The sequence below is a fragment of the Pseudomonas sp. RIT-PI-AD genome (genome assembly GCF_025642785.1).
Lineage (GTDB): Bacteria > Pseudomonadota > Gammaproteobacteria > Pseudomonadales > Pseudomonadaceae > Pseudomonas_T.
Map to the genome: position 1 here is coordinate 1 of NZ_JANZKU010000007.1, position 26,138 is coordinate 26,138.

A 26,138-nucleotide genomic window follows, 5' to 3' on the forward strand; every position below is an offset into this window, starting at 1 on the left:
ATCAGGCACCTGAACAAGCAGTACCTGGTCGAGAACCGACCGCTGACGGTGCTGGAAAACATCGACCTGAGCATCCGCCCCGGCGAGTTCATCAGCGTGGTCGGCTCCAGCGGCTGCGGTAAATCCACCCTGCTGCGGCTGATCATCGGTCTAGAGGACGACTACCAGGGCGACATCCTGGTGGACGGCAAGCGCATCGTCGGCACCAGCCTGGAGCGCGGCATCGTGTTCCAGGAACACCGCCTGTTCCCCTGGCTGACGGTGGAGCAGAACATCGCCACCAGCCTGCTCAACGCCGACCTCCCGGCGCGGGAAAAGCGCGAAGCGGTGCGCGCGCACATCGCCATGGTCGGCCTGCAAGGATTCGAGAATGCCTACCCGGCGCAGCTTTCCGGCGGCATGTCGCAACGCGTGGCGATCGCCCGGGCGCTGGTCAGCCGTCCGGAAATCCTCCTCCTCGACGAGCCCTTCGGGGCCCTCGACGCCCTCACCCGCAGCCACTTGCAGCGCGAGTTGCAGAACATCCTGCGGCAGGAGGGCATCACCGCGATCATGGTCACCCACGACGTGGAGGAAGCGGTGTTCCTCGGCGACCGTATCGTCGTCATGGAACCCCGCCCGGGGCGTATCAAGCGCATCGTCAAGGTGCCGCTGGCGCGCCCGCGCGAGCGCACGGGGCAGGCGTTCGCCGCGATCAAGGACGACGTGATGGCGGACTTCTCGGAAACGCCCGCCCTGCCGGACGTGGCGCCGCTACCAGCCACCGTCGGCAGTTGGCGGCTGACCTGGTGAGGGGCGCCGAGCCCCTGGTGGCGCGAACCGTCACGACCGACCTGCAAGACCCGCGCGGCACCCTGCTCGGCTTCCTCTGCCTGAACGCGCTGGCCGGCCTCAGCGTCGGCGTCGCCAAGGTGATTCTGTCGCTGTATGCGGTGGCGCTGGAAGCGGACGCCCTGGCACTGGGCCTGATCGCCGGCGCGCAGAGCCTGGGCCTGCTGTTGATGAGCCTGCCGGCCGGGGTACTGGTCGACCAGTACGGCCCGCTGCGCCTGTTCAGCATCGGCACCCTGGCCAGCGGCGCGTTGTACCTGACGATGCCCTGGATCGATTCGGCCACCCTGCTCTGCCTGGTGATGCTGCTGATCAGCTTCTTCATGCCGCTGCGCATCGTTTCCCTCAGCGCCATGTTCATGCAGCAGATCGGCCGCGTCGGCGTGGGCATGGCCGGCTGGTTCCGCGCCACGCACATGGTCGGCATGCTCCTGCTCGGCCCGCTGGTGGCGGCCTGGCTGCTGGACGGGCTGGGGTTCGCCGGCAGCTACGTGGCCATCGGCGCCACCTTCTTCCTGCTGGTGCTGCTGGCGCCCGGCGTGCTGCGTCACTACCAGCGGCCCCGCGAGCACGTGCGCACCCTGAGCCTCGCCGAGCTCAAGGCGCAGGTTGCCCTGCTGGGCAGCGACGGCCTGCTGCGGCAGGCCTGCCTGCGAGAGTTCTGCATCCAGGCGGTGAACCAGTTCTACAGCTTCTTCATCGTGGTGATCGCGATCCAGGCGTTCCATTTCGACACCGCCCGCGCCGCCGGGCTGATTTCCGCCCAGGGCAGCAGCTACGTACTGGCGCTGCTGGGCATGGGCGCGCTCGCCGCGCGGTTGGACGAGCGCCTGTTCTTCCGTGGCGGTTGCGCGGTGATCATCGGCGCCCTGCTCGCGCTCGGCGCGGCGACCGCCGCCCCGACGCTATGGCTGGGGGCGATCGCGCTGGGGTTGGGCCTGGGCATGCTGCAGATCGTCAACATTTCCTGGTTCGCCAAGGTGGGTGCCCGCCGTGGCCAGGGACGCATCGCCGGGCTGACCACCTTCGTCGGCCCGGCCGGCGCCTTGGTGGGCAGCACCCTGGGCGGCTCCCTGGGCAACGCGCTCGGCCTGCAAAGCGTGTTCTACGCGATGGCCGCGGTATTCGGGGTCTTTCTATTGGGAAGTCTGGCCGGGTCGGGGCGAGCCGCAGGCAAAACCTGATATACCCAAAAAGAATCTCAAGATAATTATTAATAACTTCTTATGCTTATCAGGGTTCTCTATGATCGGCCCCTAACCCTATTCGTAACACCGCGACGGAGCGCGCTTCGGAGGCTCTCCACGATGAATTTCCAACAACTGCGCTCGGTGCGCGAAGCCATTCGCAAGGGCTTCAACCTGACCGAGGCCGCCGACGTACTCTGCACCTCCCAATCCGGCGTTTCCCGCCAGTTGCGCGAACTGGAGGAAGAGCTGGGCGTGACCATCTTCGAACGCTACGGCAAGCGACTGACCGGCCTCACCGCGCCCGGCCGCGATATCGCGCGGATCATCGAGCGCATCCTGGTGGAGAAGGACAACCTCAAGGACGCCGCCGACGAATACCTCGGCTTCGCCAGCGGCCGGCTCACCGTCGCCAGCACCCACGCGCAATCGCGCTACCGCTTGCCCAAGGCGGTGACGGCGTTCCGCCAGGCCTTCCCCGACGTCAAGTTGGCCCTGCACCAGACCTCGCCGGCCCAGATCGTCGAGATGGTCCGCGACGGACGCGCCGACCTGGGCTTCGCCACCGAGTCGCTGTCCAAGCAATCGGACTTCGCCCTGTTCCGCGCCTACACCTGGTGGCACCGGGTGGTGGTGCCCGTCGGGCATCCGCTGGCAAGCATCAGCAATCCCTCGCTGGTGGACATCGCCGAATACCCGATCATCACCTACGAGGAAGGCATGACCGGGCGCGGACGCATCAACCAGGCGTTCTACGACCAGGGCGTGACGCCGAACATCGTGCTCACCGCCATCGATTCGGACGTGATCAAGACCTACGTGGAGTTGGGCCTGGGCATCGGCATCGTCGCCGAGATGGCCTACAACCCGGAACGCGACAAGGGCATCATCTGCCTCGAACAGGATCACCTGATACCGCCGAACATCGCCAGTATCGCCGTGCGCCGCGGGACCTTCCTGCGCGGCTACGCCATCGCCTTCATCCAGACGCTGATCCCCGACCTGAGCAGCGAGGCGATCCGCGCCGCGGTGGAGGGTGGCAGCGAAAACAGCTGACCGGCCTGCCGTACGGCCGACACCAAGCCGCGCCCTGCCCTTGCCAAACCCGCATAAAAAAAAGCCACTTCCCGCCTGTAGAGAAGTGGCCTGCAAACCTTTCGCTCAACGTGCGGTGATCACCGCCAGCTTGGTGATCCCGGCCCGCTCGATGGCCGCCATGGCACGGGCCACCTCGCCGTAGTTCACCCCGTCGTCCGCCTGCAATTGCACCCGCACTTCCGGGTCCTTCGCCCGCGCCTGGGCCATGTTGAACTCCAGCAGCTCGGCCTGGATCTCGTCCTTGTCGATGAACAGCTTGCCGGCCCCATCGATGCTCACCACCAGAGGGTCCTTCTGCTCCGGTGGCGCCACCGCCTCGGTCTTCGGCAGGTTGATCGGAATGGCGTTGGTCAGCAGCGGCGCGGTGACGATGAACACCACCAGCAGCACCAGCATGACGTCGACCAGGGGGGTCACGTTGATTTCACTGAGGACTTCGTCGTTGTCCTGGGTCGAGAAGGCCATCAGATCGCTTCCTTGACGGGGGCATGCACCGGACTGCTGGCGCGCTTCGCGCCCGGATGCAGGATCAGCTTGAAGGCACTCTTCTGGGCCAGGCTGTAGAAGTCGTGGGCGAAGTCGTCGAGGTCGGCGGCGGTGAGTTTCAGCCGACGCAGGAAGTAGTTGTAGACCAGCACCGCGGGCACCGCGACGGCGATACCGAAGCCGGTGGCCACCAAGGCCGCGCCGATCGGCCCGGCCACGGTCTCCAGACTCGCCGAGCCCGCCGCGCTGATGCCCTTGAGCGCCTCCATGATGCCCCAGACGGTGCCGAACAAGCCGATGAAGGGCGAGGTGGAGCCGATCGAGGCGACCACCGCTAGGCCCGATTCCAGGGAGCGGCGTTCGCGCTGGATCTGCTGGCGCAGGGCGCGCTCGAGACGGTCCTGGTGGTTGATCGCCTGGGTCAGGTCACCCGGCTGGCCGGGCTCGCCGACCTGGATCGCGGCGAAACCGGCCTGGGCCAGGTGGGCGGCGGCGCCGGGCCGGCCCTGCACCTGTTCGGCGGCGGAGTCCAGGCTGGTGGCGGCCCAGAAGCCGGCGAGGAACTTGCGATCCTGGCGTTTCAGGCGGTTGAACTGGATCGCCTTGACCAGGGCCAGGCCCCAGGTGACGACCGAGAAGCCGATCAGCAGCCAGATGACCAGGTGTTCGATCGAAGCGAAGGGGTTGGTGAGCAAATCCATGGTGCGTTCCTCATACGGCGATGCGAATTAAAGAGTGTTCAGTGGAGCTTGAAATCCAGCGGCACGCTGACCCAGCCGTCCTGCGCTTCCTCGCCACGCTTGGCGGGCACGAAGGTCCATTGGCGCACCGCCTGCAACGCGGCCTTGTCCAGGATTTCGCGGCCACTGGAGGTCTGCACCTGGATCTCGCCGGGACGGCCGTTGGCGAGCACGTGCACCCGCAGCAGGACCGAACCTTCCCAGCCACGGCGCTGGGCCAGGCTCGGATACTCCGGCGCCGGGTTCTTCAGGTAGCCGGCGGTTGCCGAAGGTGGCGTCAAGGGCGCCGGGGCCGGCGGCGCGGGAGGCGTCGGGGCGGCGACCGGTGCCGGGGGTGGCGGCGCAACGGGTTTCGGCTCCGGCGCTGGGACCGGCTTGGCCACCGGTTTCGGCTTGGGTTTGGGCTTCGGGACCGGCTTGGGCGGCGGCTTCACCGCCAGCTCCTCGACCACCGGCGGCGGAGGCTCCTCGACCACCGGCTCGGGAATCGGCGCGGGCGGCGGCGGTTCCACCACTGGCGGTGCCGGACGGGTGAACTCGATGGTCATCGGCGGCACCTGGGGCGGAACTTCCGGCAATACCGGCTCGGGTCGCTGGCTCAGCCAATACAGCACACCCCCGTGCAAGACCAGGGCGAACAACCCCAGCAACCACGCCTCGCGACGCCCCAGGACGGGCTTGCCGACCGGGCGCGGCGCTTGCAGCCCCAAGGCCTGGCGCAACGGCTTGCCCAGCTCGTGCACCTCGGCCGGACTGCGCACGTCCAGCCAGTCGCCGCTGTTGTGATCAACCTTGAAAATCGTACTCACCGGCAGAAAGACTCCTGACGACATGGACCGACCCAGGCCGATCTCCAGAAAAACGCCCTACGACCCGAAGTCGTATTCCAACTGCGTTGCGGACTCAGATAATTGAATCAAGACGAAGAATTTCAAAGGGATTTTTATGCATGTTAAAAACTGGAAAACAACTATGGAGTGATGCCTTCACTCAGGATTAATTCGTCAACTCGGTATAAGGTCCTTAGTTAAAAGCATAACGAGTAAAGCAAGCGAAGATGTTATTGAAGTTTCGCCCATGCCCACGAAATAAATTGTGTGCAGTGCTTCCCACCAGGCCGGATAGGCATACGCCCCAGAAAACGCTCTCGGCCCCAAGCCCTGGCTAGACACCACGCACAGAGCTCGCCCATTTGCGGCCGATCAATCTCTTGGTAAGCGTGTATTGCAGGATAAGGTTTTCGTTAGCGGTTTAAGTTGGGCAAGGAAAAGGTCTGCCCTGGTAAGAAAACGGCGAATGGCTGGGCCTGCTGATGAAGTAAGGCAAATGGAAATAGTCTGGTCAGATATGAACAGGACGAGAAACTTGAAGATGTTTCTTTCCTCATCAATGTCAAACGAAGAAGCCAACTGCCCTCGAACCACTCCGCTCTATTTATCGAGTATCGGGTGGAATTCGGGATTATCGAGCGGCTCTACGAAAGCACCTACTGACTACACATTAGGCCCTGTACGAAAAGTCCGAATGGGTAGAATTGGCGTCATGACAGACTGGAGACTAGCATGGCAAAACACACCGATGACCTCGGCTAGGTCGAGGATCTTGCCGTAATCTGTTCATCATTCAGCAAGCCAAGCGAGATCCCCATCTTCCGCAATGTCTCCTCGGAAATCCGATCACCAAAAGCATCACGGCGCGGACGGAATCGTCCTGCCGATAGGTCCAATATAACCCTGCACCTCTGGATACCGCGTATGAATCACCCCCGCCCACTCGCGCGTTTCCAGATGCTGTTCCTTCTCGGTATCGATCAGTTGCACCGTCTGGAGAAGCTTTGCGAGCAGAAACTATGGCATTCGCCAAGTTCGCAACTGACGGGAAGCGACCATCCGCTACTTGGTGGAGTACAAGGACATGCTCTTGATCTGCATCGCGGCTATCTACCTCGAGCAGTTGGTTTCTTACATTGGCAACTTGCCTACCACCCCATCGAGGACGAGTCATTTGCACCCTCTCTCAGGGATAAGCTGAACACGGCAGGACGTCGACAGGCAGGCAGCGAAGAAGTGCCAAGAGCACTTTCTGTGACCCGCGCCGAAGGGACTCGCCTCGATTCGCATGCACGACCTGAAGCACTCCTTTAGAAGACGGCTCCGGGCAGCCAGTGTAACCGAGAAAGGCAGACAGGCTCTGTTGGGCCATAAGAACAGCAGTATCACCAGTCATTAATCGGCGGCGGAGCTGGGAAAACTAATCGATGAGGCCAACAAGAATGTGGCCGGCAGCAAGACGCACAACATAAGTGCTGCATCACCTTGAGACTGAGATAGCATCTGCCGTCGAGCGGTAAGCGTGCATGGTCGGTGCTGCTGATTAGATCAGCAATTGATCGTCAGCGGTCGCTGACTGGCTGACCATGACCAACTGTATGAGCCATGCTATCGACCCTGCACGCAATGATGGCAAGATAATCCAAATTGGAGAAATATTGGCATTCGCTGTTCGGCGTGAAGCGTAGCCGGATGCCGTACGTATACGGATAAGGTATCTATGGTTTCGATTCAGATGGGGGGTGAGGACAAGACCGCGAAGATCAGCGACTGGTCGATTTACTGGAGCGACAAGTACGAAACTCTGCTACTGACGTGTTATTACCCCTCCAAGAAAACCTACACACGCGCCCTCAACGACTGCCGTGTTTCTCCCGCCCGCGAGCTGGGCGAGATGTTGCTGACCAAGCCCGGCAGCATAATTGTCACGCCCATCGCCAAGGCGACGATCTACGGCGAGCGGTATGCCGTCGTGCACTATCCGGACGCCGACAAACCCTATGTCTACAAGATGGACGGCGTCGGCTTTGCCGCGCCGACGGCGATGAAGGATGCGCTGGTCTTCCACTATTTCTCAGCCGTGGCGAATGCCCGGCAGGATCGCGCCGAGTCGCAGAAGGACCGTAAAATCGCCACCAATGTGGTCCGCCAACTGAAAAAATTACCCGCCAGTGCCGACACCGCCTTGCAGGCCTACTGCACGGGGCGCAACGGCAAGCTGGAGCCGGGCCAGGGTCTGATCTATCCGTTCGGCCTGAATGAGAGCCAGCTTGCGGCGGTCGAGCAAGCCTTCCGCGCGCAAGTCAGCGTGATCGAGGGCCCACCGGGGACCGGCAAGACCCAGACCATCCTCAATATCCTCGCCAATATTCTGCTGCGCGGGCAGAGGGTAGCGGTGCTGTCCAACAACAATGCGGCGGTGGAAAACGTCTACGAGAAGCTGGAGAAATGTGGCCTGGGCCACCTGATCGCCAAACTCGGCAACCAGGACAACCGCAAGGACTTCTTCGCCAACCTGCCGCCTTGGCCACTGAGCGAGCCCGAGCCCGCGCCAACTCTGGACGAGATTCAAGCCTTGCTGGCCCGCTTGAAGCAGCACTTGCACGATCACAATCGAGCGGCGCAACTGCAGGTCGAAATCGATGAGCTGACCATCGAGCGACGCTACTTGAAGCAGTGGCAGGCAGACAGCGGCGTGGAGGCCGCCTCGCTGGACAAGTACGGACTGTCGCCACGCAAGACCGCGGACTTGATGGCCTACCTGGCCCATCTCGGTGAACAGCGCATCCGCCTCAAGGATCGCATCGAGCTGCTGTTCAACTTCAGGATTTTCCGCACCAAGCCGTTTGCCCAGGGCGATGCGCGCCTGGCCGTTTTCCATGCCCTGCAGATGCACTATTACGACAAGGCGCTGCGAGACAAGGAAGCGGAGTTGCAGGCATGCCGCGAATCGTTGGCGCGCGGGAACTTCGAAGCCTCGCTGGAGGCATTGAAGACGGCGTCTACGCGCCACCTGAAGCAGCACCTGCAACGTCAGGCACGGCCGTCGGACAGCTTCGATGCCAAGACGTACCGGCATCCGCAACAGTTCGATGCCTTCGTGCGGCGTTTTCCGATCCTGGGCAGCGGTACGCACTCCATCGTAAATTCGATTGCGCCGGGGGCCATCCTCGACTACGTGATCATCGACGAGGCCTCGTTACAGGATATCGTGCCGGGCATTCTGGCGCTGGGCTGCGCGAAGAACCTGATCGTCGTCGGCGACAACCGCCAGTTGGCGCATATTCCCGTGAAGCTGGGCCTGCCGGCGCCCGCCGAGGCCTACGATTGCGAGCGCTACAGCCTGCTCGATTCGTGCATCGGCGTGTTTAAGGAGGCGCTGCCCAGAACCCTGCTGAAAGAGCATTACCGCTGCCATCCCAGGATCATCCAGTTCTGCAACCAGCAGTTCTACGACAACGCGCTGGTGCCCATGACGGAGGACAAGGGCGAAGCGCCGCTACGCCTGGTGGTGACCGCCAAGGGCAACCACACCCGCCAGAACACCAACTTGCGCGAGTTGGACTCCCTGCTCAAGCTGCTCGACGACGAGGGCGAGCCGGTCGGGCTGGACGGGCTGGACGGGCTGGACGGCGACGGGCGCGGGTTCATCGCGCCGTTCCGAGACCAGGTCAACCTCTCCGGTACGCGCCTGCCGGCGGATTTCGTCAAAGACACCGTGCACAAGTTCCAGGGCCGGGAGTGCGACGAGATCGTCTTTTCCACCGTGCTGGACAAGAAACGCTACAACCAGGATCGCAAGCGCCTGGACTTCGTCGATGACCCGCGCATGATCAACGTGGCGGTGTCGCGGGCCAAGCACCGCTTCACCCTGGGCGACGAGGTGTTCACCGCCAATAACCGCCACATCGCAGCGCTGATGCGCTACGTCACCTATTACGCGCAGGACGAACAGATCGTGCGCGCGCCCGTGGTATCGGCCTTCGACCTGCTGTATCGCGAGTACGACCAATCCCTGGCGCGCTTGAACGCCCGTTTGCGGCCCGAGGATTCACGCTACAGATCCGAGCAGATCGTGGCGCAACTGCTGCGCGAGGCGCTGTCCGATCCGTCGTGCCAGGCGTTGATGTATCACGACCAGATCAAGCTGGATCAGGTCGCATCACCGAGCAACCCGGATTTGACGCAACCCGAGCGAACCTTCATGAAGCGCGCCAGTTGCGACTTCGTGATCTATTTCAAGGTGGGCAAGACCCCGGTGGGGGTAATCGAGGTCGATGGCGGCACCCACGACCGCCCCGATCAGGCGGCGCGGGACGCCTTGAAGAACGGTATTCTGGCGAAAAGCGGCATTCCCATCCTGCGTCTACGCACGGTCGAGAGCCGCATCGCGGAAAGAATAGGCGACTTCATCGCTCAGTGGGCCAACGCAACAACCAGCGTATGAGGCGGGAGCTGTCTAATGAGGGCCTCGCTAGGGAATGATTCTTTCAAAAAGGAAGTCGGTGATCCGGCAGGGCAGGAGTTCAAGCTTTATAAGCCATCCAGACTCACTGGGATGCCCTGCTCGCCAGAGCGTGTCTTGATCACTTCGATCAACTCCAAGTCTTCCAGTCGCTCTGTCACCTGCTCGTATAGCTTGGCAGGCACTAAGTAGCCCATCACACGGTTATGGTTGAGAACTGCCATCGGCATACCATTCCCCCGGCTGACAAGTACCAATGGAATAACCGGCTCGACCGTCATCATAGAGACTTTCGAACCCTGAAGCGCAAGGACTCGAAGTAGTCGCCATCCACAGGAGCAGTGGGGGCCGATTCAGCCCCAGCCAGCAGCAGACCACACAGGTGCTGCCGATCCTGATCCTTGCGAATCAGCTCCCGCACATATTCGCTGCTGGTGCTGTAGCCTCGCTGGCTGACTTGGTCATCAACAAAGGTCTTGAGGGCGTCCGGCAGGGAGATGTTCATGGTACTCATGGTTTCGTCCGCCTTTGACAAGGCTTGCCAAAGTATACACCTCTAGCTCTGCCTCGCCAGTTCACAACACAGTGTCGAATTGCGGCAATAAGAAACAGCCGTAATAAGCAGAGATCGACCCAGAGCTGCAGCTCGCCACCGGCAGCAACCGGCCAAAAGTTGCCTAGCGCGGCCGGGTAATTACGGCCAAAGTTCGGCATTGCAAAAAACGACATCATCCGCCAAGGCTTCGTAAAACACCTTCTTCCATCCATTGATCAGCAAGCTAGCTGCATTAGCGCCTGAGCGGAGGAAGTCAGAGAACTCTTCTGGGGGCAGCCTGCTGAAATAGCTTCCACGCAAGTCCATTAGGATGCTGAGTTCTGAGCCCGCTTGGATGCTATAGCGCTCGGCAATTCCGAACAGGGCAAAATGATTTACTGCTCTTGCCTTGTCCTCATCACTCCAGTCATCCGGTGGACTGGCGCTATAGGTGATCGTGCAAGGGCTGGTGTGGGTTACGGAAACGCTAATCCACCGTTCCTCGAAAAACTGTCGTTTGTCCAGATACGGGTGAAGCGGTTGCCGATGCGGGTGGTCAATCAGGGGGTTACGCTTGTCGGTATTACAATCACGGCAGGCAGGGATCAAATTATGGGGAACGATCGCCAGCTTCGGATAGTTGGCTTTTGGCAAATAATGATCCAGGGTTCGAGGCTGTCCTATTCCTCCACATGTCGGACAATGATCACCTGCGGCTACCAAGATGGAGTCGTATAGCGCTCGGCCAGGCTCTCGCCTCACCATGTAGTAGTCATAGAGGTAAACCAGCTCGCTTTTTCGAATGCCATTGATCACGAAAGGGTCTTCACCCCTAATTGACCCCAGATATGGCATTTCCCAAGTGGATCCGGCAGCAACTCTTTCGATAAATTCAGCTGCGTTGGCCGTGATACTTGGAAGAACGCTCCTCATTCTGTCTCGCTGCTGATCATCAATAATCGCAGAAGTGCAGGCCATGTAGGCCTCCTCGGGAGTGCAGCTCGGGGCTAGCAGTTGCTTCATGTCTGCCCCTTCGAATCACGCTCAGCGATTAACGCACGAAGAACTGCCTGCCCTTCGAGTCCTAATCTCCCACCAAATTTTCGAAGGATCACTTCAAAGCTATGTCCTTCGGCAACTTCAGCAGCAAGCAGTGTATGAAACCCCGAGGATGCCACCTCCAATCCAAAAACTTCCCGGGTCAGAATCCCCACATTCTCGCCGAACGTCTCGACTGTTGGCCGCTGCGCTGAGGCTACCAAATTAGACCGATGAATTTTCCATACACACGATGCAGGAATTTCTTGAAGCACCACGGGCGAATGCGTGGCCACGATCGCTACACCGTTGCGATCCAGAAGCAGCTCACTCAACGCCCGAATCAATGCCGATAGCAGCGGCGGATGCAAATGGCTTTCGGGTTCATCCATCAGGACGAGAGTTTTTTCTTCGACCCGCTCGACCAGCTTGGTGATAGTCAGCAGCACGATCGAATGGCCGGAGCTAAGGTTTGAAAAGATTTCTTTGGCGGTCTCGATCCATTCTTCACCGCTCAAGGACAGAAGCCGTTCAAATCCCAAACCTGCAAAATTCTCGTCAGACTGCAGGGTAGTGACGGCCCGCCTCCAACGATTGCGCTTATGCGTATCCCGTAGGCACCCCCTCATGCCAGCAAGGAAGTCAGATTTGAGAGCATCCCGGCGCTTCAGCTCGTGCCATGCGTCCTCACCTTTTGACTTCAACCCGACATAGAAAAAGCAGGTGCCTTTAGCTGGGTCAGGTTGCTCTGGAGGTGGGTCGAAGGGGTCAAATGCGCTAAAGGATATGAGCACTACGCTGCTAAAGAAATCCGCGGTAATAACCGCCCGTTGTTGACCCCAAAAGTTAAACTGGTGAATGGCATCTGCGCCGATATGGCCATTGTGAATGGCATTGGTGATGCCGTTGAGGATGGTGGTTTTCCCGATGCCATTTCGCCCGATTAGCGCGTGCACATTTGTTAGGGGCGTCGAATCAACGTCTACCTCGAAACTCAACTCGATCCCGGCGGTGGAGCTGTCAGCCTGCTTCGTATAGACGAAGGAAAAATTGGTTCGAACAGCACCGCCAAGAAGCACTCTCGTAAATTGATTCTTGACGCTGGTCAAGCTGACATCGCGCAACAACGAGATTGAAAACACGGGCTCATTTTTTATCGTTTCCAAAACTTCAGGATTGGCAACGATGTCATTCATTCTACGGAGGAAGTCAGACCGCAGCTCGCCCGAGAATGAGTTCGCAATCTTCTGGTAGTACTCGACATCGGTACCGAGTGAAAAGAAGCCATCTGGAAGCCTCTCAAAAGAATCCGGGAGCTTGGATCGAGTGGGCGTGGAAGTATCCTGCCCTTTGAAACCAATCTTGACGTTCTCAAGGTCGTGGGTTTGGCCAAATTCGTCAAATACGATCACATAGAACATCGTGATGAAGCTGTGATCGTTCCAGCGGTCATATTTCAGGTAAGCAGCACTGACTCCAGCGCTCGGGAATTTCTCTTCCCTGCCTATGATGTGAAATTCCATTTTTCCCTGCTCGTAGTTGAGAGTCTCTAGGCCGGATCGAAACCCACGAGGCTGATTTTCTTGATCTCGCGGCCAGTGCCCAGCACCATCTCGATCTTTTCTTCGCACCGAAATCTGTATCGATTGCGCAGCGTAATACCTGCAAGGTTGATACCTGAGTCTTCTTTCACTCCGCCGCTGTATGCAACTCCATCTACGAAGATCTTCCAAAAGCCAGCAGTAGCATCAGCAGAGTCCACGACACCAACTAACTCAAGGCTCTCCACGCTCAAGTCTTCGCGCAGTAGGCAACGCTGAATAATGTTCTGTGCGGTCGCAACACGGATCCGGCTTTGATTAGAGCTTTGCATCCCAGGTGTTGACCAGCGGTTGGTGAGCTGGCAATCATTTTCCGTAATGAAGTTTAGCAGTCCGATTAAAGATGAAGCTGCGTGACCCTTGAGTTTGGTAAGGAACTGCATGGCATCATCGGTATTGACAGCTACGTCCAGAAACTCATTGAGTGTTTGGAATGCAATGATCAGCGCCTTATTCTCTCCCAACATGTCACAAGGCTCGGCGCTGCGTACCTGAACAGTGAAGGAGCCGTAGGAGAAACCAAATACATCGGACTCATACGGATCTTCGCCCTTGGGAATCGGCTTGCCCGCCGCCTTAGCAGCGGCTCTTGCCAGATTCCTGAGCACCCCCTGATAAATATTCAGGAAGGCAGACAGCTTGCGTGTCCTGATACGTGACTCTCGCACAGACTCTGGAACACCGAGTGACGCAAATGCAACGGTGGCATTCAGCTCTTGTGCCTTGATCAAAACCTCGTCGTTGAGCGAGAAGGTCAAACCAGGTTCTGGCAACAACTCTTGCGGCACTACCTCCATCTGCGCGCGCTGAATATCGAACGGTTCGATCAAGTCGTCTGGTATAGCAAGGTAGAACTCGGGAATCTCTGGCTCCTCGTACACCTGCCTCAGGTCAATCTTCCCACCCAGTAAATCGTCACAACGCCTGCCTGAAACTGGCACACAGAGGAATGCAGGGCCCTGAGCAGCTACCTCAGAGATCATGCAAACGTAGCGAACGCCAATTAGATCACTCGCGATGAACACCTGCGGGTAGTCATAGTCGAGCAACACATGCAGAAGCCTGATTGCTTTCATGCTTCGCCCTCAATTGCGCACGCCAGATCGAATCGCCTGGAACGCCACCAGGAATAGTGGCTGCCATTGCCGGTTTTCATCGCAACCCCATCAGCCTGGCCGAGGATGACCTTCACCTTGGCCTTGTGCTTATGAATCGCAAGTTTCAGCACAGGATCCAGGTCTTCCGGCTTTTTGAACACGGATATTGCACGAGCCTGGCACTCGGGAACGCGGAAAGTCTTTTGCGGGAACAAAGCACGATGAGAAAGGAAATCTCCTTCCACTGGCTCGGCACGTTCACAAAGGCGGTAGCAAACGAAACCATCAAGACTGAAAGCCCCGGAAGGCGGGCATTGCTCAGGTAGTTCCTCGAACCACTCGTGCTTCACATCCATGTCACTATTCCGATGATCGATCAAGCAGTGAAGGCCATATGCTAGCTACCGCGTGGCGATGGTGTCACGACATTTGCTTAGGGCTGCCTACTTTTTTACCGCCAATGGAACAGCCCAGAGGTTTATTACCAGGCGCGTATAGACGTCCTTGAATGACAGCGTCTGGCCGGTAGCTGCCTTGGGCGAAGGGCTGTTTCTGGCCGATTCTGTTGAAAAAGTCGGCCTCTGGGAGAGCTGCTTTTTAGCAGTTCAAAAAATGCTCAATTTTGGCGTTGCTGTGTAAAAACCAAGACAGCTCCGTCTTCTGCCTTCTGAGCAAGCCAGATTTCAACGTCGCCCCCCTTTCGTGAGCAAAATCGCAGAGGGACTTTTCAACAGAATCAGTCGAAAGCAGCCGTCATCTGGCTAAGAAAGCACACCCTGAACACTGGTCCAACCGGTACAGGAAAGCATCTCCACGAAACTCCTGGAGGCTATCAGTGCGGAGACATTGATAAGGCACCACTTTAACGTACGATACTTCACATCTACCCTGGAGTGGAGGTTTTCGCCATGAACACAGCCTCAGACACCAAGCAGGAGCGGATCAACCTCCGCCTGCAGGACAGCGCTAAAGAAACCCCTGGAACGCGCCGCGAGCTTCGAGGGCAAGACCGTCAGCCAGTTCATCCTGAACAGCGCACTGGCACATGCCGAGAAGACCATTCGCGAGCATGAGGTCATGAGCCTGAAGGCGAGTGATGCCGAAGCGTTCTTCGATGCGCTGAACAAGCCGGTTATGTTCAATAAGAAGTTGGCCGCCGTCCTTGAGAGTCACGAGCAGCGTATCACCAGCCGATGAGCGAGCGAGTCGATCTGCTCATCACGCCATTGGCCACCAACCATCACCGAGCCGGCTTCCAGTGCGGCGTAAACGCATTGGACGACTACCTACACAAGCAAGCCGGCCAAGACGTGAAGCGCCGCGTTAGCCGGGTATTCGTCGCCACCACGCTGGAGCAGCCAGACGTCATCACGAGTTACTACACCCTTTCCAGCCTGTCGATCGAGTTCGATCAGCTTCCCGAAAAGCTTGCTCGCAGACTGCCCCGTCACCCACTCCCCGCCGCCTTGCTCGGCCGCCTCGCCATCAGCCAGGATGCTCAGGGCCGTGGCATAGGCGGATTGCTGCTAGCCGATGCCATCAAGCGCACGCTGGCCGTCAGCAATCAGATCGCAATCTACGCCTTGGTCGTCGACATCATCGACGACCAGGTTCGGGGATTCTACGAGCAATACGGGTTCTTGCCGCTTGGTTCGGATAGCCGTCGCTTATACCTGCCACTGCAATCCTTTTAATCACTCGCCAGGCAGGAACACCCCTGCCAGCTCAGCTCACACAAAACCCTCCACCCATCCCTCCTCACGGGTAGTGACCAGCGCAAAAATCCCCGGTGGGGCAAAAAGTGGGGCAAAAATCGGAAGCCCTCAAAAGCCAGCAGGCATAAAAAAATCCAGCCACCGCTAAGTGGCTGGATTTCTTGAGGTTTTTTGGTCGGGACGGAGTGATTCGAACACTCGACCCCTTGCACCCCATGCAAGTGCGCTACCAGGCTGCGCTACGCCCCGACGAGCTTCTACTTGAGAAGCGGGAGAGATTATACCTTAAGCTTTTGAAAAGTGAAAGTTTTTTATTTATTTGCGGAGAACGTCCAACACATCTTCCAGCTCAGAAATCATCTGGCGGATAAGTTGCTTGTATTGGGTGGTGTCGTCCTTGGCTTCATCGCCGGACAAACGCAGGCGAGCGCCACCGATGGTGAAGCCCTGGTCGTAGAGAAGCGCCCGAATCTGCCTGATCATCAGCACATCCTGACGCTGGTAGTAGCGGCGATTACCGCGCCGCTTCACTGGGTTGAGCTGGGGAAACTCTTGCTCCCAGTAACGCAGCACATGCGGCTTGACGGCACACAGCTCGCTGACCTCGCCTATGGTGAAATAACGCTTGCCCGGTATAGGCGGCAACTCGTCGTTATGACTTGGTTCCAGCATAGGCTTCGACTCTGGCTTTCAATTTCTGTCCAGGACGAAAAGTAACCACACGGCGTGCCGTGATTGGAATCTCTTCACCGGTTTTAGGATTACGCCCAGGACGCTGACGCTTATCGCGCAGGTCGAAATTTCCGAATCCGGACAATTTAACTTGCTCGTTATGCTCCAGCGCCTGGCGGATTTCCTCAAAGAACAGTTCTACCAGTTCCTTGGCTTCCCGCTTATTCAGGCCTAGCTCTTCGTACAGACGTTCAGCCATCTCAGCTTTCGTCAGAGCCCCCATACGCTACTTCCTTAACGTGGCGTTGAACCTGTCTTCCAGCGAGGCGAGAATGCTTTGCGTTGTGGTATTCACCTCATCATCGTTAAGAGTGCGCGATGGATGCTGCCAGGTCAAGCCGACTGCAAGGCTTTTTCTAAGCGGATCAATGCCTTTACCCTGATAAACGTCAAACAGCCTGAGGTCGGAAAGCCATTCTCCGGCCTGTTCGCGTATGCAGGCGAGCACGGACTCCGCCGGCACGTCGCGATCCACGACCAATGCCAGATCCCGACGCACTTCCGGATAACGGGACAGCTCGCTGAATCGAGGGACACTACCCTTCGTGACTCCGGCCAACAGCAATTCAAAAACGTAAACAGGCTGATCGATACCCAGCGTTTTCGCCAGTTCGGGATGCAAGGCGCCCAGGAAACCCACGGGTTCACCCTCGCGATCAATGCGAGCGGTTTGGCCAGGATGCAGCGCCGGATGCTGATCTGGGTGGAATGTGAAGCTCTCCATGGAGCCCGCGTACCCGAGCAACGCCTCCACATCGGCCTTGAGATCGAAGAAATCGACCTGTTCACGGCCGTGGCTCCAGCCTTCCGGCATACGGCTTCCGGTAATGGCTCCGGCGATCATGGGTTGCTGAAGAAGTCCGTCCAATTGCCCGAGGAAGCGGAGCCCACTTTCGAACAAGCGGATCCGCGATTGCTGGCGATTGAGATTGTGTTGGACCGCTTTTATCAGGCCCGGCCAGAGTGATATCCGCATGGCCGCCATGTCGGCCGAAATGGGGTTGGCAAGTTTCAACGGCTCGACGCCAGGAGCAAAGAGCTGGAATAACTTGGGATCGATGAAACTGTAGGTGATCGCTTCCTGATACCCACGGGCCACCAGCAAGCGGCGCAAAGCGGGTAACTCGGCTCGTGATTCTGGACGAGGCTGGGGGGCGAGGCGCGCCAGCGGATAACGAACTGGCAGGCGATCATAACCATAGAGACGCCCCAACTCCTCGATCAGGTCGACCTCCAGGCTCAAGTCGAAACGATGGCTAGGGACTTGAACCTGCCAACGCCCATCACCTTGCACGGTCAGCCGCAACCCAAGCCCAGTTAGCAGCCGCTCGATTTCCTGATGAGCGATCACCAAGCCAAGCATCTGCTCCACTCGCTCAGCCCGCAGCTCGATCGGGGCGGTCCGAGGCAGGTGCGCCTCCGAGTCCACTTGGATGAGCGGTCCCGCCTCCCCGCCTACGATTTCAAGCAACAGCGCCGTTGCTCGTTCGATCGCTCTTTGAGGAAGACTGGCATCGACCCCGCGTTCGAAGCGATGCGATGCGTCGGTGTGCAATCCATAGGAACGTGCTTTCCCGGCAAGCAAAATGGGGTCGAAGAATGCACTCTCCAAGAACAAATCCTGGGTTTTCACGCCAACACCGCTGGCTTCGCCCCCCATCACACCTGCAATGGCCAGTGGGCGCTTATGGTCGGCGATCACCAGCGTATCCGTGCGCAGATCGATGTGTTGCCCATCCAGCAACACCAGTTTTTCACCCGGCTCGACCATGCGCACTCGAACACCCTCACTGATTTCAGCGAGGTCGAACGCATGCATCGGCTGACCCAACTCGAGCATCACATAGTTGGTGATATCTACGGCCGCGTCGATGCTTCGAATATCGGAACGGCGCAGCCGCTCCAGCATCCACGCCGGAGTCGGCCTGGAAAGATCCACGTTGCGGATGATGCGCCCCATGTAGCGGGGGCAGGCCTGCTCCGCCAAGATCGAAACTGGAAGGACAGCCTGATGGGTAGCAGGTACCGGATCGATGGCGATTGAAGAAACCGGAACGGAATAGATCGCACCGACTTCACGCGCAAGGCCGGCCAACGAAAGGCAGTCGCCCCTATTCGGGGTCAAACCCAACTCGATGCTGACGTCGTCTAGCTCAAGGTATTCGCGGATATCCGAACCCACCGGGGCCTCTTCCGCCAATTCCATCAATCCATTGGCATCCTCGCTGATATGCAGCTCGGCTGCCGAGCACAGCATGCCGTTGGATTCGACACCGCGTAACTTGGCCCTCTTTATCTTGAAGTCACCTGGCAGTACCGCACCAATCATCGCGAAAGGCACTTTCAAGCCCGCACGTACATTGGGCGCGCCACAAACGACCTGGTATGTTTCACGGCCGTCGCTGACTTGGCACACTCTCAACTTATCCGCGTCGGGATGAGGTTCTGCGCTTATCACCTTGCCAACGACCACGCCGGAGAACATACCGGCAACCGGCGTAACGCTGTCGACTTCCAGGCCGACCATGGATAGGCGAGCAACCAACTCGTCTCGGGATACCTGCGGGTTTACCCAGTTCCGCAGCCACTGTTCACTGAATTTCATCCTGCCTCCTCAATAATCAATATGTACCGTCGGCCTAGCGGAATTGAGCCAGGAACCGCAGGTCGTTATCGAAGAACAGGCGCAAATCATTGACGCCATAACGCAGCATGGCCAACCGCTCGGCGCCCATGCCGAAAGCGAAACCCTGATATTTTTCTGGATCGATACCTGACATGCGCAGCACGTTGGGGTGAACCATGCCGCACCCCATGACTTCCAGCCAACCTGTCTGCTTGCACACGCGGCACCCTTTCCCACTGCATATCACACACTGCATGTCCACTTCAGCCGAGGGCTCGGTGAAGGGGAAAAAAGAAGGGCGGAAACGTACGCCCAGGTCCTGCTCGAAGAACACGCGAAGAAACTCTTCGATCGTGCCCTTCAAATCAGCGAAGCTGATGCCCTCATCGACCAGCAAGCCTTCGACCTGATGGAACATCGGGGAGTGGGTGATATCGGAGTCGCAGCGATAGACCCGACCAGGGCAAACGATGCGAATCGGGGGGTGCTGGGACTCCATCGTCCTCACCTGTACCGGCGAGGTGTGGGTGCGCAACAGCATGTTCGCATTGAAATAAAAAGTGTCGTGCATGGCCCGGGCCGGATGATGGCCAGGGATATTGAGCGCTTCGAAGTTATGGTAATCGTCTTCGACTTCCGGGCCTTCGGCGATGCCGTAGCCGATATGGGTGAAGAATTGTTCGATTCTCTCCAAGGTGCGCGTGACGGGATGCAACCCGCCGGAAACCTGGCCACGACCGGGAAGTGTCACATCGATTCGCTCGGCCGCTAACTTGGCACTGAGCTCAGCGATTTCCAAGGAAGCCTTGCGCGCGTTCAGCGCGTCCTGGACACGCTCTTTCGCGACGTTGATCAACGCGCCTATCTTTGGGCGTTCGTCCGCCGGCATTTCGCCCAGGGTCTTCATCACCTGGGTCAATTCGCCTTTTTTGCCGAGATACTGGACCCGGATCTGCTCCAAGGCGCTGACATCTTCAGTAAGTTGCACGGCCTCAAGCGCTTGCGAGACCAGCGCATCCAGGTTTTCCATTTAGGGACTCCAGATACGAAATAGGGGAAGAGCCTGCGCTCTTCCCCTATTGGTGACGTTCAACACCGGCTAACCGGTGATTGCCGGGGAGTTAAGCCAGTTCGGCTTTCGCTTTCTCGACAATCGCAGCAAACGCCGCTTTTTCATTCACTGCCAGATCGGCCAATACCTTGCGGTCGATCTCGATGGCCGCTTTTTTCAGACCGGCGATCAAACGGCTGTAGGACAGACCGTTGACACGTGCGCCGGCATTGATACGAGCGATCCAAAGCGCACGGAACTGACGCTTCCGCTGACGGCGGTCACGATAGGCGTACTGGCCTGCCTTGATTACCGCTTGCTTGGCAACGCGGAACACGCGAGAGCGCGCACCGTAGTAGCCTTTGGCGAGCTTCAGAATTTTCTTGTGACGGGCACGGGCGATAACGCCACGCTTTACACGAGCCATGAGTAATTTCCTCTAGAATCTTGACCGATTAACGAACACGCATCATGCGTTCTACTTTCTGCACGTCGGATGGGTGCAACAGAGTGCTCCCGCGCAGTTGGCGTTTACGCTTGGTGGACATTTTGGTCAGGATGTGGCTCTTGAAAGCGTGCTTGTGCTTAAAGCCCGAAGCGGTTTTCAAGAAGCGCTTCGCTGCGCCGCTCTTGGTTTTCATTTTTGGCATGTTCGGATACTCCGCATTCAGTTGATGAACATAACCGCAAGGCCTGCCGTGCCCTGGTGGTTATTTTTTTCTCTTGGGGGCGATGACCATGATCAGTTGGCGTCCTTCCATCTTCGGGTGCTGTTCGACGGCGCCGTATTCCACGAGATCGTTTTCGACCCGTTTCAACAACTCCATCCCCAGCTCCTGGTGAGCCATCTCACGGCCGCGGAATCGCAGGGATACCTTGGCCTTGTCCCCATCACTAAGGAAACGTACCAGGTTGCGTAGTTTTACCTGGTAATCCCCTTCTTCCGTCCCTGGACGAAACTTGATTTCTTTGACCTGAACCTGCTTCTGGTTCTTCTTCGCTGCGGCGACCTGCTTCTTCTTTTCGAAGATATGCTTGCCGTAATCCATGATTCGGCAAACGGGCGGTACCGCATCGGCAGAAATTTCCACCAGATCCAGCTTGGCTTCCTCGGCAATACGAAGCGCTTCATCAATCGAGACGATGCCAACCTGCTCGCCGTCAGCGCCAATTAACCGAACCTCGCGTGCCGAGATATTCTCGTTGATCGGGGCTTTCGGTGCAGTTCGTTTATCTTGTCTCATTTCACGCTTAATAGTAATTACTCCGAATCTGGGCGACCACGCCGGGAAACCGCCTGAGCGAGAAAATCGGCGAATTGGGCGATGGGCATGGATCCCAGATCAGCCCCTTCGCGCGTACGCAAGGCGACGGTTTGTGTTTCGACTTCCCGATCTCCGATGACCAAGAGATAGGGAACCTTAAGCAAAGTATGCTCACGGATTTTAAAGCCGATTTTTTCGTTTCTCAAGTCGGACTTGGCACGAAACCCGCTTTCGTTGAGGGTTTTTACCACTTGCTGGGCAAAATCGGCCTGCTTGTCGGTGATATTCATCACGACTGCCTGGGTAGGCGCCAGCCAAGCCGGGAACGCGCCCTCGTAATGCTCGATGAGCATGCCGATGAAACGCTCGAACGAACCCAAGATGGCACGGTGCAGCATCACCGGGATCTGACGACTGTTGTCCTCAGCCACATAGCTGGCGTCAAGACGCTGCGGCATGTTGGGATCGTATTGCAACGTACCGCATTGCCAAGCGCGACCCAGGCAATCATGCAGGGTGAATTCGATCTTGGGACCATAGAAAGCCCCCTCGCCCGGTTGGTAATCCCAGGGCAAGCCGGCCTCGTCCAGGGCTTTCGCCAGTGCCGCTTCCGCGCGATCCCAAAATGCGTCATCGCCTACCCGCTTGGCGGGACGCGTGGACAACTTCATCTTGATATTGCTGAAACCGAAATCCGCATAGACCTGCAAGGTCAATTTGATGAAGTTCGCAGCTTCCTGGCTGACCTGGTCTTCCGTACAGAAAATATGCGCGTCATCCTGAGTGAAACCGCGAACCCGCATGATGCCGTGCAATGCGCCCGAAGGCTCGTTGCGATGGCAGGATCCAAACTCAGCCAGGCGCAGCGGAAGCTCACGGTAGCTCTTCAACCCTTGGTTGAAGATCTGGACGTGGCAGGGACAGTTCATCGGCTTGATCGCGTAGTCGCGGCTCTCGGACTCCGTGGTGAACATGTTTTCCGCGTAGTTACCCCAGTGCCCGGAGCGCTCCCACAGGACGCGATCGACGACTTGAGGCGTACGCACCTCTTGATAGCCGTTTTCCCGCTGGATGCCACGCATGTATTGCTCGAGCACCTGGTAGAGCGTCCAACCGTTCGGATGCCAGAACACCATGCCTGGCGCTTCCTCCTGGGTATGGAACAGATCCAAGCGCTTGCCGAGTTTGCGATGGTCGCGCTTCTCAGCTTCTTCGATACGCTGGATATAAGCAGCGAGCTGCTTCTTGTCCGCCCAAGCGGTACCGTAAATCCGCTGCAACTGCTCGTTCTTGGCATCTCCGCGCCAGTAGGCCCCGGATAGTTTGGTCAGCTTGAATGCTTTCAGGAAACGCGTATTCGGCACGTGCGGACCCCGGCACATGTCGACGTATTCTTCATGGAAATACAGGCCCATCGCGGTTTCGCCGGGCATGTCGTCGATCAAGCGAAGCTTGTAGTCCTCACCTCGTGCCTTGAATATCTCGATGACCTCGGCGCGCGGCGTGACCTTCTTGATCACGTCGTAATCCTTATCGATCAACTGATGCATCCGTTGTTCGATGGCAGCCAGGTCTTCCTGCGTGAAAGGACGCTCGAAGGCGATGTCGTAATAAAACCCTTCGTCGATGACCGGGCCGATGACCATCTTCGCAGAAGGATAAAGCTGCTTGACGGCGTGCCCCACCAGATGCGCACAGGAATGGCGAATGATTTCCATCCCTTCCTGGTCTTTGGCGGTGATGATTTGTAGCGTGGAATCGCCCTGAATCAGATCGCAAGCGTCTTTCAATTGGCCATCGACCTTACCGGCCAAGGTAGCCTTCGCCAGACCTGCACCTATCGCTTGAGCGACTTCGATTACGGAAACGGGGCGATCGAACGACCGTTGACTGCCATCAGGAAGGGTAATGGTGGGCATGGCGCCTCCTCTCCTAGTGGTGACCTCTACCAAAGGCCACGTGGGTTGGGATGAGCCAGTAAGCGATCCAGCGACCTATCTGCCTCACAGTGGCAGGAGCCGTAGCAGTCGAATGAACCGAAACACTGGAAATCACAGGAATACATTGCGGTACGGGGCAATCCCCGTACGATCGAGCGCGCTAAGGTAGCACAACATCGAGGGGCTCGGTTACCGATGAGAGAAATCTCGGGAAACGAAGCAAGGAAGATGATGGAGAGGTGGTGCTCGGCAACATCATCAGGGAAGCGGACTAACCTGAATCCTGCATTCCACGATGAAAAGCCATTGCGTCACACCACCTCCCCTTCCACTGATCTCACATCCAGTGGAAGCCGCCTCGGATTTTGCGCTTTGTGAGGGATCCTAAGGCGGCACAGGTTCATCAGTGGGTCAAACCTGCGTGTCTAGGACAGGACCACAACACGCAAGTTCCGACTGGCGAAGCAATGAAACCACCGGGCTATCAATAGCGCTCGATTTCAGCCTTTTCTTCCAACTGACGCCGATAGGCGCCGTAGGCTTCTTGCCCGCTGCGCGATGCCAGGAACCGCTTGTAGGACGTCTTGTCTTCTTCGGACAGGGCGTCTTGTGGCTCGCTGACCCCGTCGAGGCGCAGAACCACATAATCGCCGCTGCTCAGCTCCACACCCGCATAAACAGGCTTGTCCTTGGACTCTGGTTTCGCAGCGCGGAACAACGCCTGCAAAATCGCGGGATCTATCCCTTCCTGGCTACGCGTTGCGGCCTCGACGACTTTCCAATCTTTCAGCGCAGGCTTTTCACCTTTCTTGAGCTGTGCCAGGAGCTGCTCGCCAATCGTCTTCGCCGCGGCGGTCGCACGCTCTTTGGTCAACTGATCGCGAATACCCGAGCTGACTTGTTCGAGGGGCTGGCGCTGGGGCTTCAGATGCTCCTTGGCCCGAAGCACGATCACGGTGTCCGGATCGAGCTCCAATGCACCACTGTTCGCACCATCGTCGAGTACCTCAGGGCTGAAGGCCGCCTGCAGGACCTGCCGGCTCGCAGCCAATCCCTCGCCACCTTCGCGGCCGAAAGGCTTGCTGGTTTGCACCTTCAAGCCCAGTTCCTGGGCGGGCTGAGCCAGATCGGATGCCTCGAAAGAAGCGTCTTCGAGCTTCTTGGTGGCCTCTACGAAAAGCTGCTCCACCTGCTGGGTCTTGAGCTCCCGAACCAGGTTTTCCTTGGAGCTCTCGAAGCTCGGAATCTCGGGCGCCTGCACACCCAGCAACTTGATCAGATGCCAGCCATATTGAGTTTTGACCGGCTCCGAGACTTCGCCTTGCTTGAGGGCATAAAGCGTTTTCTCGAATGCGGGATCGTAGGTTCCAGGTCCCGCGAAGCCAAGATCCCCGCCCTGGGGAGCCGAGCCGGGGTCGACCGAAAACTCCTTGGCCAGAGCAGCGAAATCCTCGCCTTGCTCGATTCGCTTGCGCAGCCCTTCAAGTTTCGCCTTGGTCTGCTCATCGCCAACCTTGGGATCGACTTCCAACAGAATATGCGCGGCGTGACGCTGCTCGGATAAGTTGGCGGTTTCTTTACGATAAAGGTCCTGCAGATCGCTATCACTGACCTTCACCTGATCGAAGAAAGCGTCTTTCTTCAGCTCGACATATTCCACCACGACCTGCTCCGGGCTCATGAATTGATCCGGATGCCCCTCGTAGTAGGCCTTCACTTCTTCGTCGGCGATCTTGACCGACTTGGTATCGGCTTTCAGGGTTAGAGTGGCGAAATCACGTGTTTGCTTTTCCAAGCGGGCGAAAGCTTGCACCTCGGCATCCGTGACGAAATCGCTGCCGGCGATGCCTGCCCGCAATTGTCCGATCAGCATTTCCGATGCGAGCATCTGCCGGAATTGCAGCCTGCTGTAGTTCATTTGCCTGATCACTTGATCGAAACGCTCAGGACTGAACTTGCCGGCGATCTGGAAATCCGGGGTCTGCAAGATCAACTGATCGAGGGAAGACTCGGAAAAAGCGAACCCCGACTTTTTCGCGCCTTGCAAAAGTAACTGGCGATCTATGAGCCCTTTGAGGGCGGAATCATGCAGCATCTTTTCGTTCAACAGGGAGGCATCGAAATCATTGCCCAGCTTCTGCCGAAGCTGGCGCACTTGCAGCTCCGCCGCCTGGGAAACCTCGTTCTGGGAAATTTTCTCCCCGTTGACTTCAGCCGCATTCTTGCGATTACTGGCAGCATTGAAGATGGCGTCGAAGCCTGTCAGCGCCAGTAGCAGCATGATCACGCCGATGATGGTCTTAGCAATCCAGCCTTGTGAATTGTCCCTGATATTTTGCAGCATGCGTCCCCCAGAAACGGCCGTGAAGCTCAACGACCGCGCAGCGCGGGTAAAGTCTAGATAGAAGAAAGGCGCATCCGAGGACGCGCCTTTTCGTAACTGGCGGAACGGAAAGGATCGAATCCGCGACCCCGGCGTTAGAGGCCGAAATGTCTGATCGGCCGAAGTACCGTCCCGCTATCGAATCGAACGATTCGAAGCAAACCTCAACAGGTCTACTTAATTGACTGCGTCTTTCAGAGCCTTGCCAGCCTTGAAGCCAGGGATCTTGGCAGCGGCGATCTTGATGGGCTTGCCGGTCTGAGGATTGCGACCAGTGCGAGCAGCGCGCTCTTTGACAGCGAAAGTACCGAAACCAACCAGCACCACGGAATCACCGGCTTTCAGAGCGCCAGTGACGGATTCGATCACCGCGTCCAGCGCACGGCCGGCAACAGCTTTCGGGATATCAGCAGATGCGGCGATGGCATCGATCAGTTCCGACTTGTTCACTCTAAGTCCCCTCGTTTCTGTTGAGTTGTTTCTAGTTTGTTTGGCGTAAGCAAAACGGATACTGGGTA

General features: G+C 58.0%; 24 protein-coding genes, 1 tRNA gene and 2 pseudogenes. 7 read left to right on the forward strand and 20 right to left on the reverse strand.

All coding sequences use genetic code 11. The features are described from left to right. The 3 genes from OGL92_RS08160 to OGL92_RS08170 form a co-directional block, all read left to right on the forward strand. Positions 1-792 (forward strand): ABC transporter ATP-binding protein (locus tag OGL92_RS08160; protein WP_263142601.1); only part of this gene is annotated, 792 nt, incomplete at its 5' end. Between the two features lie 17 nt (positions 793-809). Then, a complete protein-coding gene (locus tag OGL92_RS08165) occupies positions 810-2,015 on the forward strand; it encodes an MFS transporter (protein ID WP_263142602.1) in 1,206 nt (401 codons plus the stop codon). Positions 2,016-2,138: 123 nt separating this feature from the next. Then, the gene (locus OGL92_RS08170) at positions 2,139-3,074 is read left to right on the forward strand and encodes a CysB family HTH-type transcriptional regulator (protein WP_263142603.1); all 936 of its coding nucleotides are present in this window, start codon (positions 2,139-2,141) and stop codon (positions 3,072-3,074) included. A 105-nt stretch (positions 3,075-3,179) separates the two neighbouring features. Here OGL92_RS08170 and OGL92_RS08175 read toward each other — a convergent pair whose 3' ends face one another. The 3 genes from OGL92_RS08175 to OGL92_RS08185 are packed head-to-tail and all read right to left on the reverse strand — an operon-like array spanning position 3,180 to position 5,142. After that, complete coding sequence (locus tag OGL92_RS08175) at positions 3,180-3,581, reverse strand: biopolymer transporter ExbD (protein WP_263142604.1); 402 nt, start codon at positions 3,579-3,581, stop codon at positions 3,180-3,182. After that, complete coding sequence (locus tag OGL92_RS08180) at positions 3,581-4,303, reverse strand: MotA/TolQ/ExbB proton channel family protein (RefSeq protein WP_263142606.1); 723 nt, start codon at positions 4,301-4,303, stop codon at positions 3,581-3,583. The genes OGL92_RS08175 and OGL92_RS08180 overlap by 1 nt, the downstream gene beginning before the upstream one ends. A gap of 38 nt (positions 4,304-4,341) precedes the next feature. Next, positions 4,342-5,142: an energy transducer TonB gene (locus OGL92_RS08185; protein WP_263142958.1), complete on the reverse strand. Its 801-nt coding sequence runs from the start codon at positions 5,140-5,142 to the stop codon at positions 4,342-4,344. Positions 5,143-6,394: 1,252 nt separating this feature from the next. On the opposite strand from OGL92_RS08185, the pseudogene OGL92_RS08190 reads away from it, so the two are divergent. Together OGL92_RS08190 and OGL92_RS08195 are read left to right on the forward strand one after the other, a co-directional pair. Then, positions 6,395-6,568 (forward strand): annotated as a pseudogene (locus OGL92_RS08190) (site-specific integrase); the annotation flags it as partial. Positions 6,569-6,892: 324 nt separating this feature from the next. Then, a complete protein-coding gene (locus tag OGL92_RS08195) occupies positions 6,893-9,619 on the forward strand; it encodes an AAA domain-containing protein (RefSeq protein WP_263142607.1) in 2,727 nt (908 codons plus the stop codon). Between the two features lie 86 nt (positions 9,620-9,705). On the opposite strand, the gene OGL92_RS08200 is transcribed toward OGL92_RS08195, so the two are convergent. From OGL92_RS08200 to OGL92_RS08225, 6 genes are all read right to left on the reverse strand, one after another. Further along, the gene (locus tag OGL92_RS08200; protein WP_263142609.1) at positions 9,706-9,921 is read right to left on the reverse strand and encodes an antitoxin; all 216 of its coding nucleotides are present in this window, start codon (positions 9,919-9,921) and stop codon (positions 9,706-9,708) included. Beyond that, the gene (locus OGL92_RS08205) at positions 9,918-10,151 is read right to left on the reverse strand and encodes a type II toxin-antitoxin system ParD family antitoxin (protein WP_263142612.1); all 234 of its coding nucleotides are present in this window, start codon (positions 10,149-10,151) and stop codon (positions 9,918-9,920) included. Before OGL92_RS08205 ends, OGL92_RS08200 begins: the two co-directional genes overlap by 4 nt. A gap of 180 nt (positions 10,152-10,331) precedes the next feature. Continuing rightward, on the reverse strand, positions 10,332-11,150 hold the full coding sequence (locus OGL92_RS08210; protein ID WP_263142614.1) for an HNH endonuclease: 819 nt from the start codon (positions 11,148-11,150) through the stop codon (positions 10,332-10,334). 41 nt (positions 11,151-11,191) lie between these two features. Further along, positions 11,192-12,733, reverse strand: a complete 1,542-nt coding sequence (locus OGL92_RS08215) for an AAA family ATPase (protein ID WP_263142615.1) — start codon at positions 12,731-12,733, stop codon at positions 11,192-11,194. A gap of 26 nt (positions 12,734-12,759) precedes the next feature. Then, positions 12,760-13,887, reverse strand: a complete 1,128-nt coding sequence (locus OGL92_RS08220; protein ID WP_263142619.1) for a hypothetical protein — start codon at positions 13,885-13,887, stop codon at positions 12,760-12,762. Beyond that, positions 13,884-14,264: a hypothetical protein gene (locus OGL92_RS08225; protein ID WP_263142620.1), complete on the reverse strand. Its 381-nt coding sequence runs from the start codon at positions 14,262-14,264 to the stop codon at positions 13,884-13,886. The genes OGL92_RS08220 and OGL92_RS08225 overlap by 4 nt, the downstream gene beginning before the upstream one ends. Before the next feature lie 619 nt (positions 14,265-14,883). Between OGL92_RS08225 and OGL92_RS08230 the strand changes: the two are divergent. Both OGL92_RS08230 and OGL92_RS08235 read left to right on the forward strand, forming a co-directional pair. Further along, positions 14,884-15,105 (forward strand): annotated as a pseudogene (locus OGL92_RS08230) (DUF1778 domain-containing protein); the annotation flags it as partial. Continuing rightward, positions 15,102-15,602, forward strand: a complete 501-nt coding sequence (locus OGL92_RS08235; protein WP_263142624.1) for a GNAT family N-acetyltransferase — start codon at positions 15,102-15,104, stop codon at positions 15,600-15,602. The pseudogene OGL92_RS08230 and the gene OGL92_RS08235, both read left to right, overlap by 4 nt. Positions 15,603-15,795: 193 nt before the next feature. On the opposite strand, the gene OGL92_RS08240 is transcribed toward OGL92_RS08235, so the two are convergent. The 11 genes from OGL92_RS08240 to hupB all read right to left on the reverse strand — a co-directional run bounded on the left by OGL92_RS08240 (position 15,796) and on the right by hupB (position 26,070). Next, positions 15,796-15,872: transfer RNA gene (locus OGL92_RS08240), tRNA-Pro, on the reverse strand. Positions 15,873-15,938: 66 nt separating this feature from the next. Continuing rightward, positions 15,939-16,295 (reverse strand): MerR family transcriptional regulator, encoded by a 357-nt coding sequence (locus OGL92_RS08245; protein ID WP_263142626.1) that lies wholly within the window; start codon positions 16,293-16,295, stop codon positions 15,939-15,941. Further along, positions 16,276-16,578, reverse strand: coding sequence for an integration host factor subunit alpha (ihfA, locus tag OGL92_RS08250; protein WP_003282572.1), 303 nt, complete (start codon positions 16,576-16,578; stop codon positions 16,276-16,278). Before ihfA ends, OGL92_RS08245 begins: the two co-directional genes overlap by 20 nt. Positions 16,579-16,581: 3 nt before the next feature. Continuing rightward, positions 16,582-18,960 (reverse strand): phenylalanine--tRNA ligase subunit beta, encoded by a 2,379-nt coding sequence (pheT, locus tag OGL92_RS08255; protein ID WP_263142634.1) that lies wholly within the window; start codon positions 18,958-18,960, stop codon positions 16,582-16,584. 34 nt (positions 18,961-18,994) lie between these two features. Then, positions 18,995-20,011 carry a phenylalanine--tRNA ligase subunit alpha gene (gene pheS, locus OGL92_RS08260; protein ID WP_263142635.1) on the reverse strand — a complete coding sequence of 339 codons (1,017 nt, stop codon included), beginning with the start codon at positions 20,009-20,011 and terminating at the stop codon, positions 18,995-18,997. A gap of 91 nt (positions 20,012-20,102) precedes the next feature. After that, positions 20,103-20,459 carry a 50S ribosomal protein L20 gene (gene rplT, locus OGL92_RS08265; protein WP_263142640.1) on the reverse strand — a complete coding sequence of 119 codons (357 nt, stop codon included), beginning with the start codon at positions 20,457-20,459 and terminating at the stop codon, positions 20,103-20,105. A 28-nt stretch (positions 20,460-20,487) separates the two neighbouring features. After that, positions 20,488-20,682 (reverse strand): 50S ribosomal protein L35, encoded by a 195-nt coding sequence (rpmI, locus tag OGL92_RS08270; RefSeq protein WP_143489770.1) that lies wholly within the window; start codon positions 20,680-20,682, stop codon positions 20,488-20,490. Between the two features lie 60 nt (positions 20,683-20,742). Next, positions 20,743-21,294 (reverse strand): translation initiation factor IF-3, encoded by a 552-nt coding sequence (gene infC, locus OGL92_RS08275; protein WP_263142976.1) that lies wholly within the window; start codon positions 21,292-21,294, stop codon positions 20,743-20,745. After that, positions 21,294-23,216 (reverse strand): threonine--tRNA ligase, encoded by a 1,923-nt coding sequence (gene thrS / locus OGL92_RS08280; protein WP_263142641.1) that lies wholly within the window; start codon positions 23,214-23,216, stop codon positions 21,294-21,296. Before thrS ends, infC begins: the two co-directional genes overlap by 1 nt. Positions 23,217-23,721: 505 nt before the next feature. Continuing rightward, positions 23,722-25,581, reverse strand: a complete 1,860-nt coding sequence (locus OGL92_RS08285; protein WP_263142642.1) for a SurA N-terminal domain-containing protein — start codon at positions 25,579-25,581, stop codon at positions 23,722-23,724. Positions 25,582-25,797: 216 nt separating this feature from the next. After that, positions 25,798-26,070: a nucleoid-associated protein HU-beta gene (gene hupB / locus OGL92_RS08290; protein ID WP_003087931.1), complete on the reverse strand. Its 273-nt coding sequence runs from the start codon at positions 26,068-26,070 to the stop codon at positions 25,798-25,800. Positions 26,071-26,138: the final 68 nt, after the last annotated feature.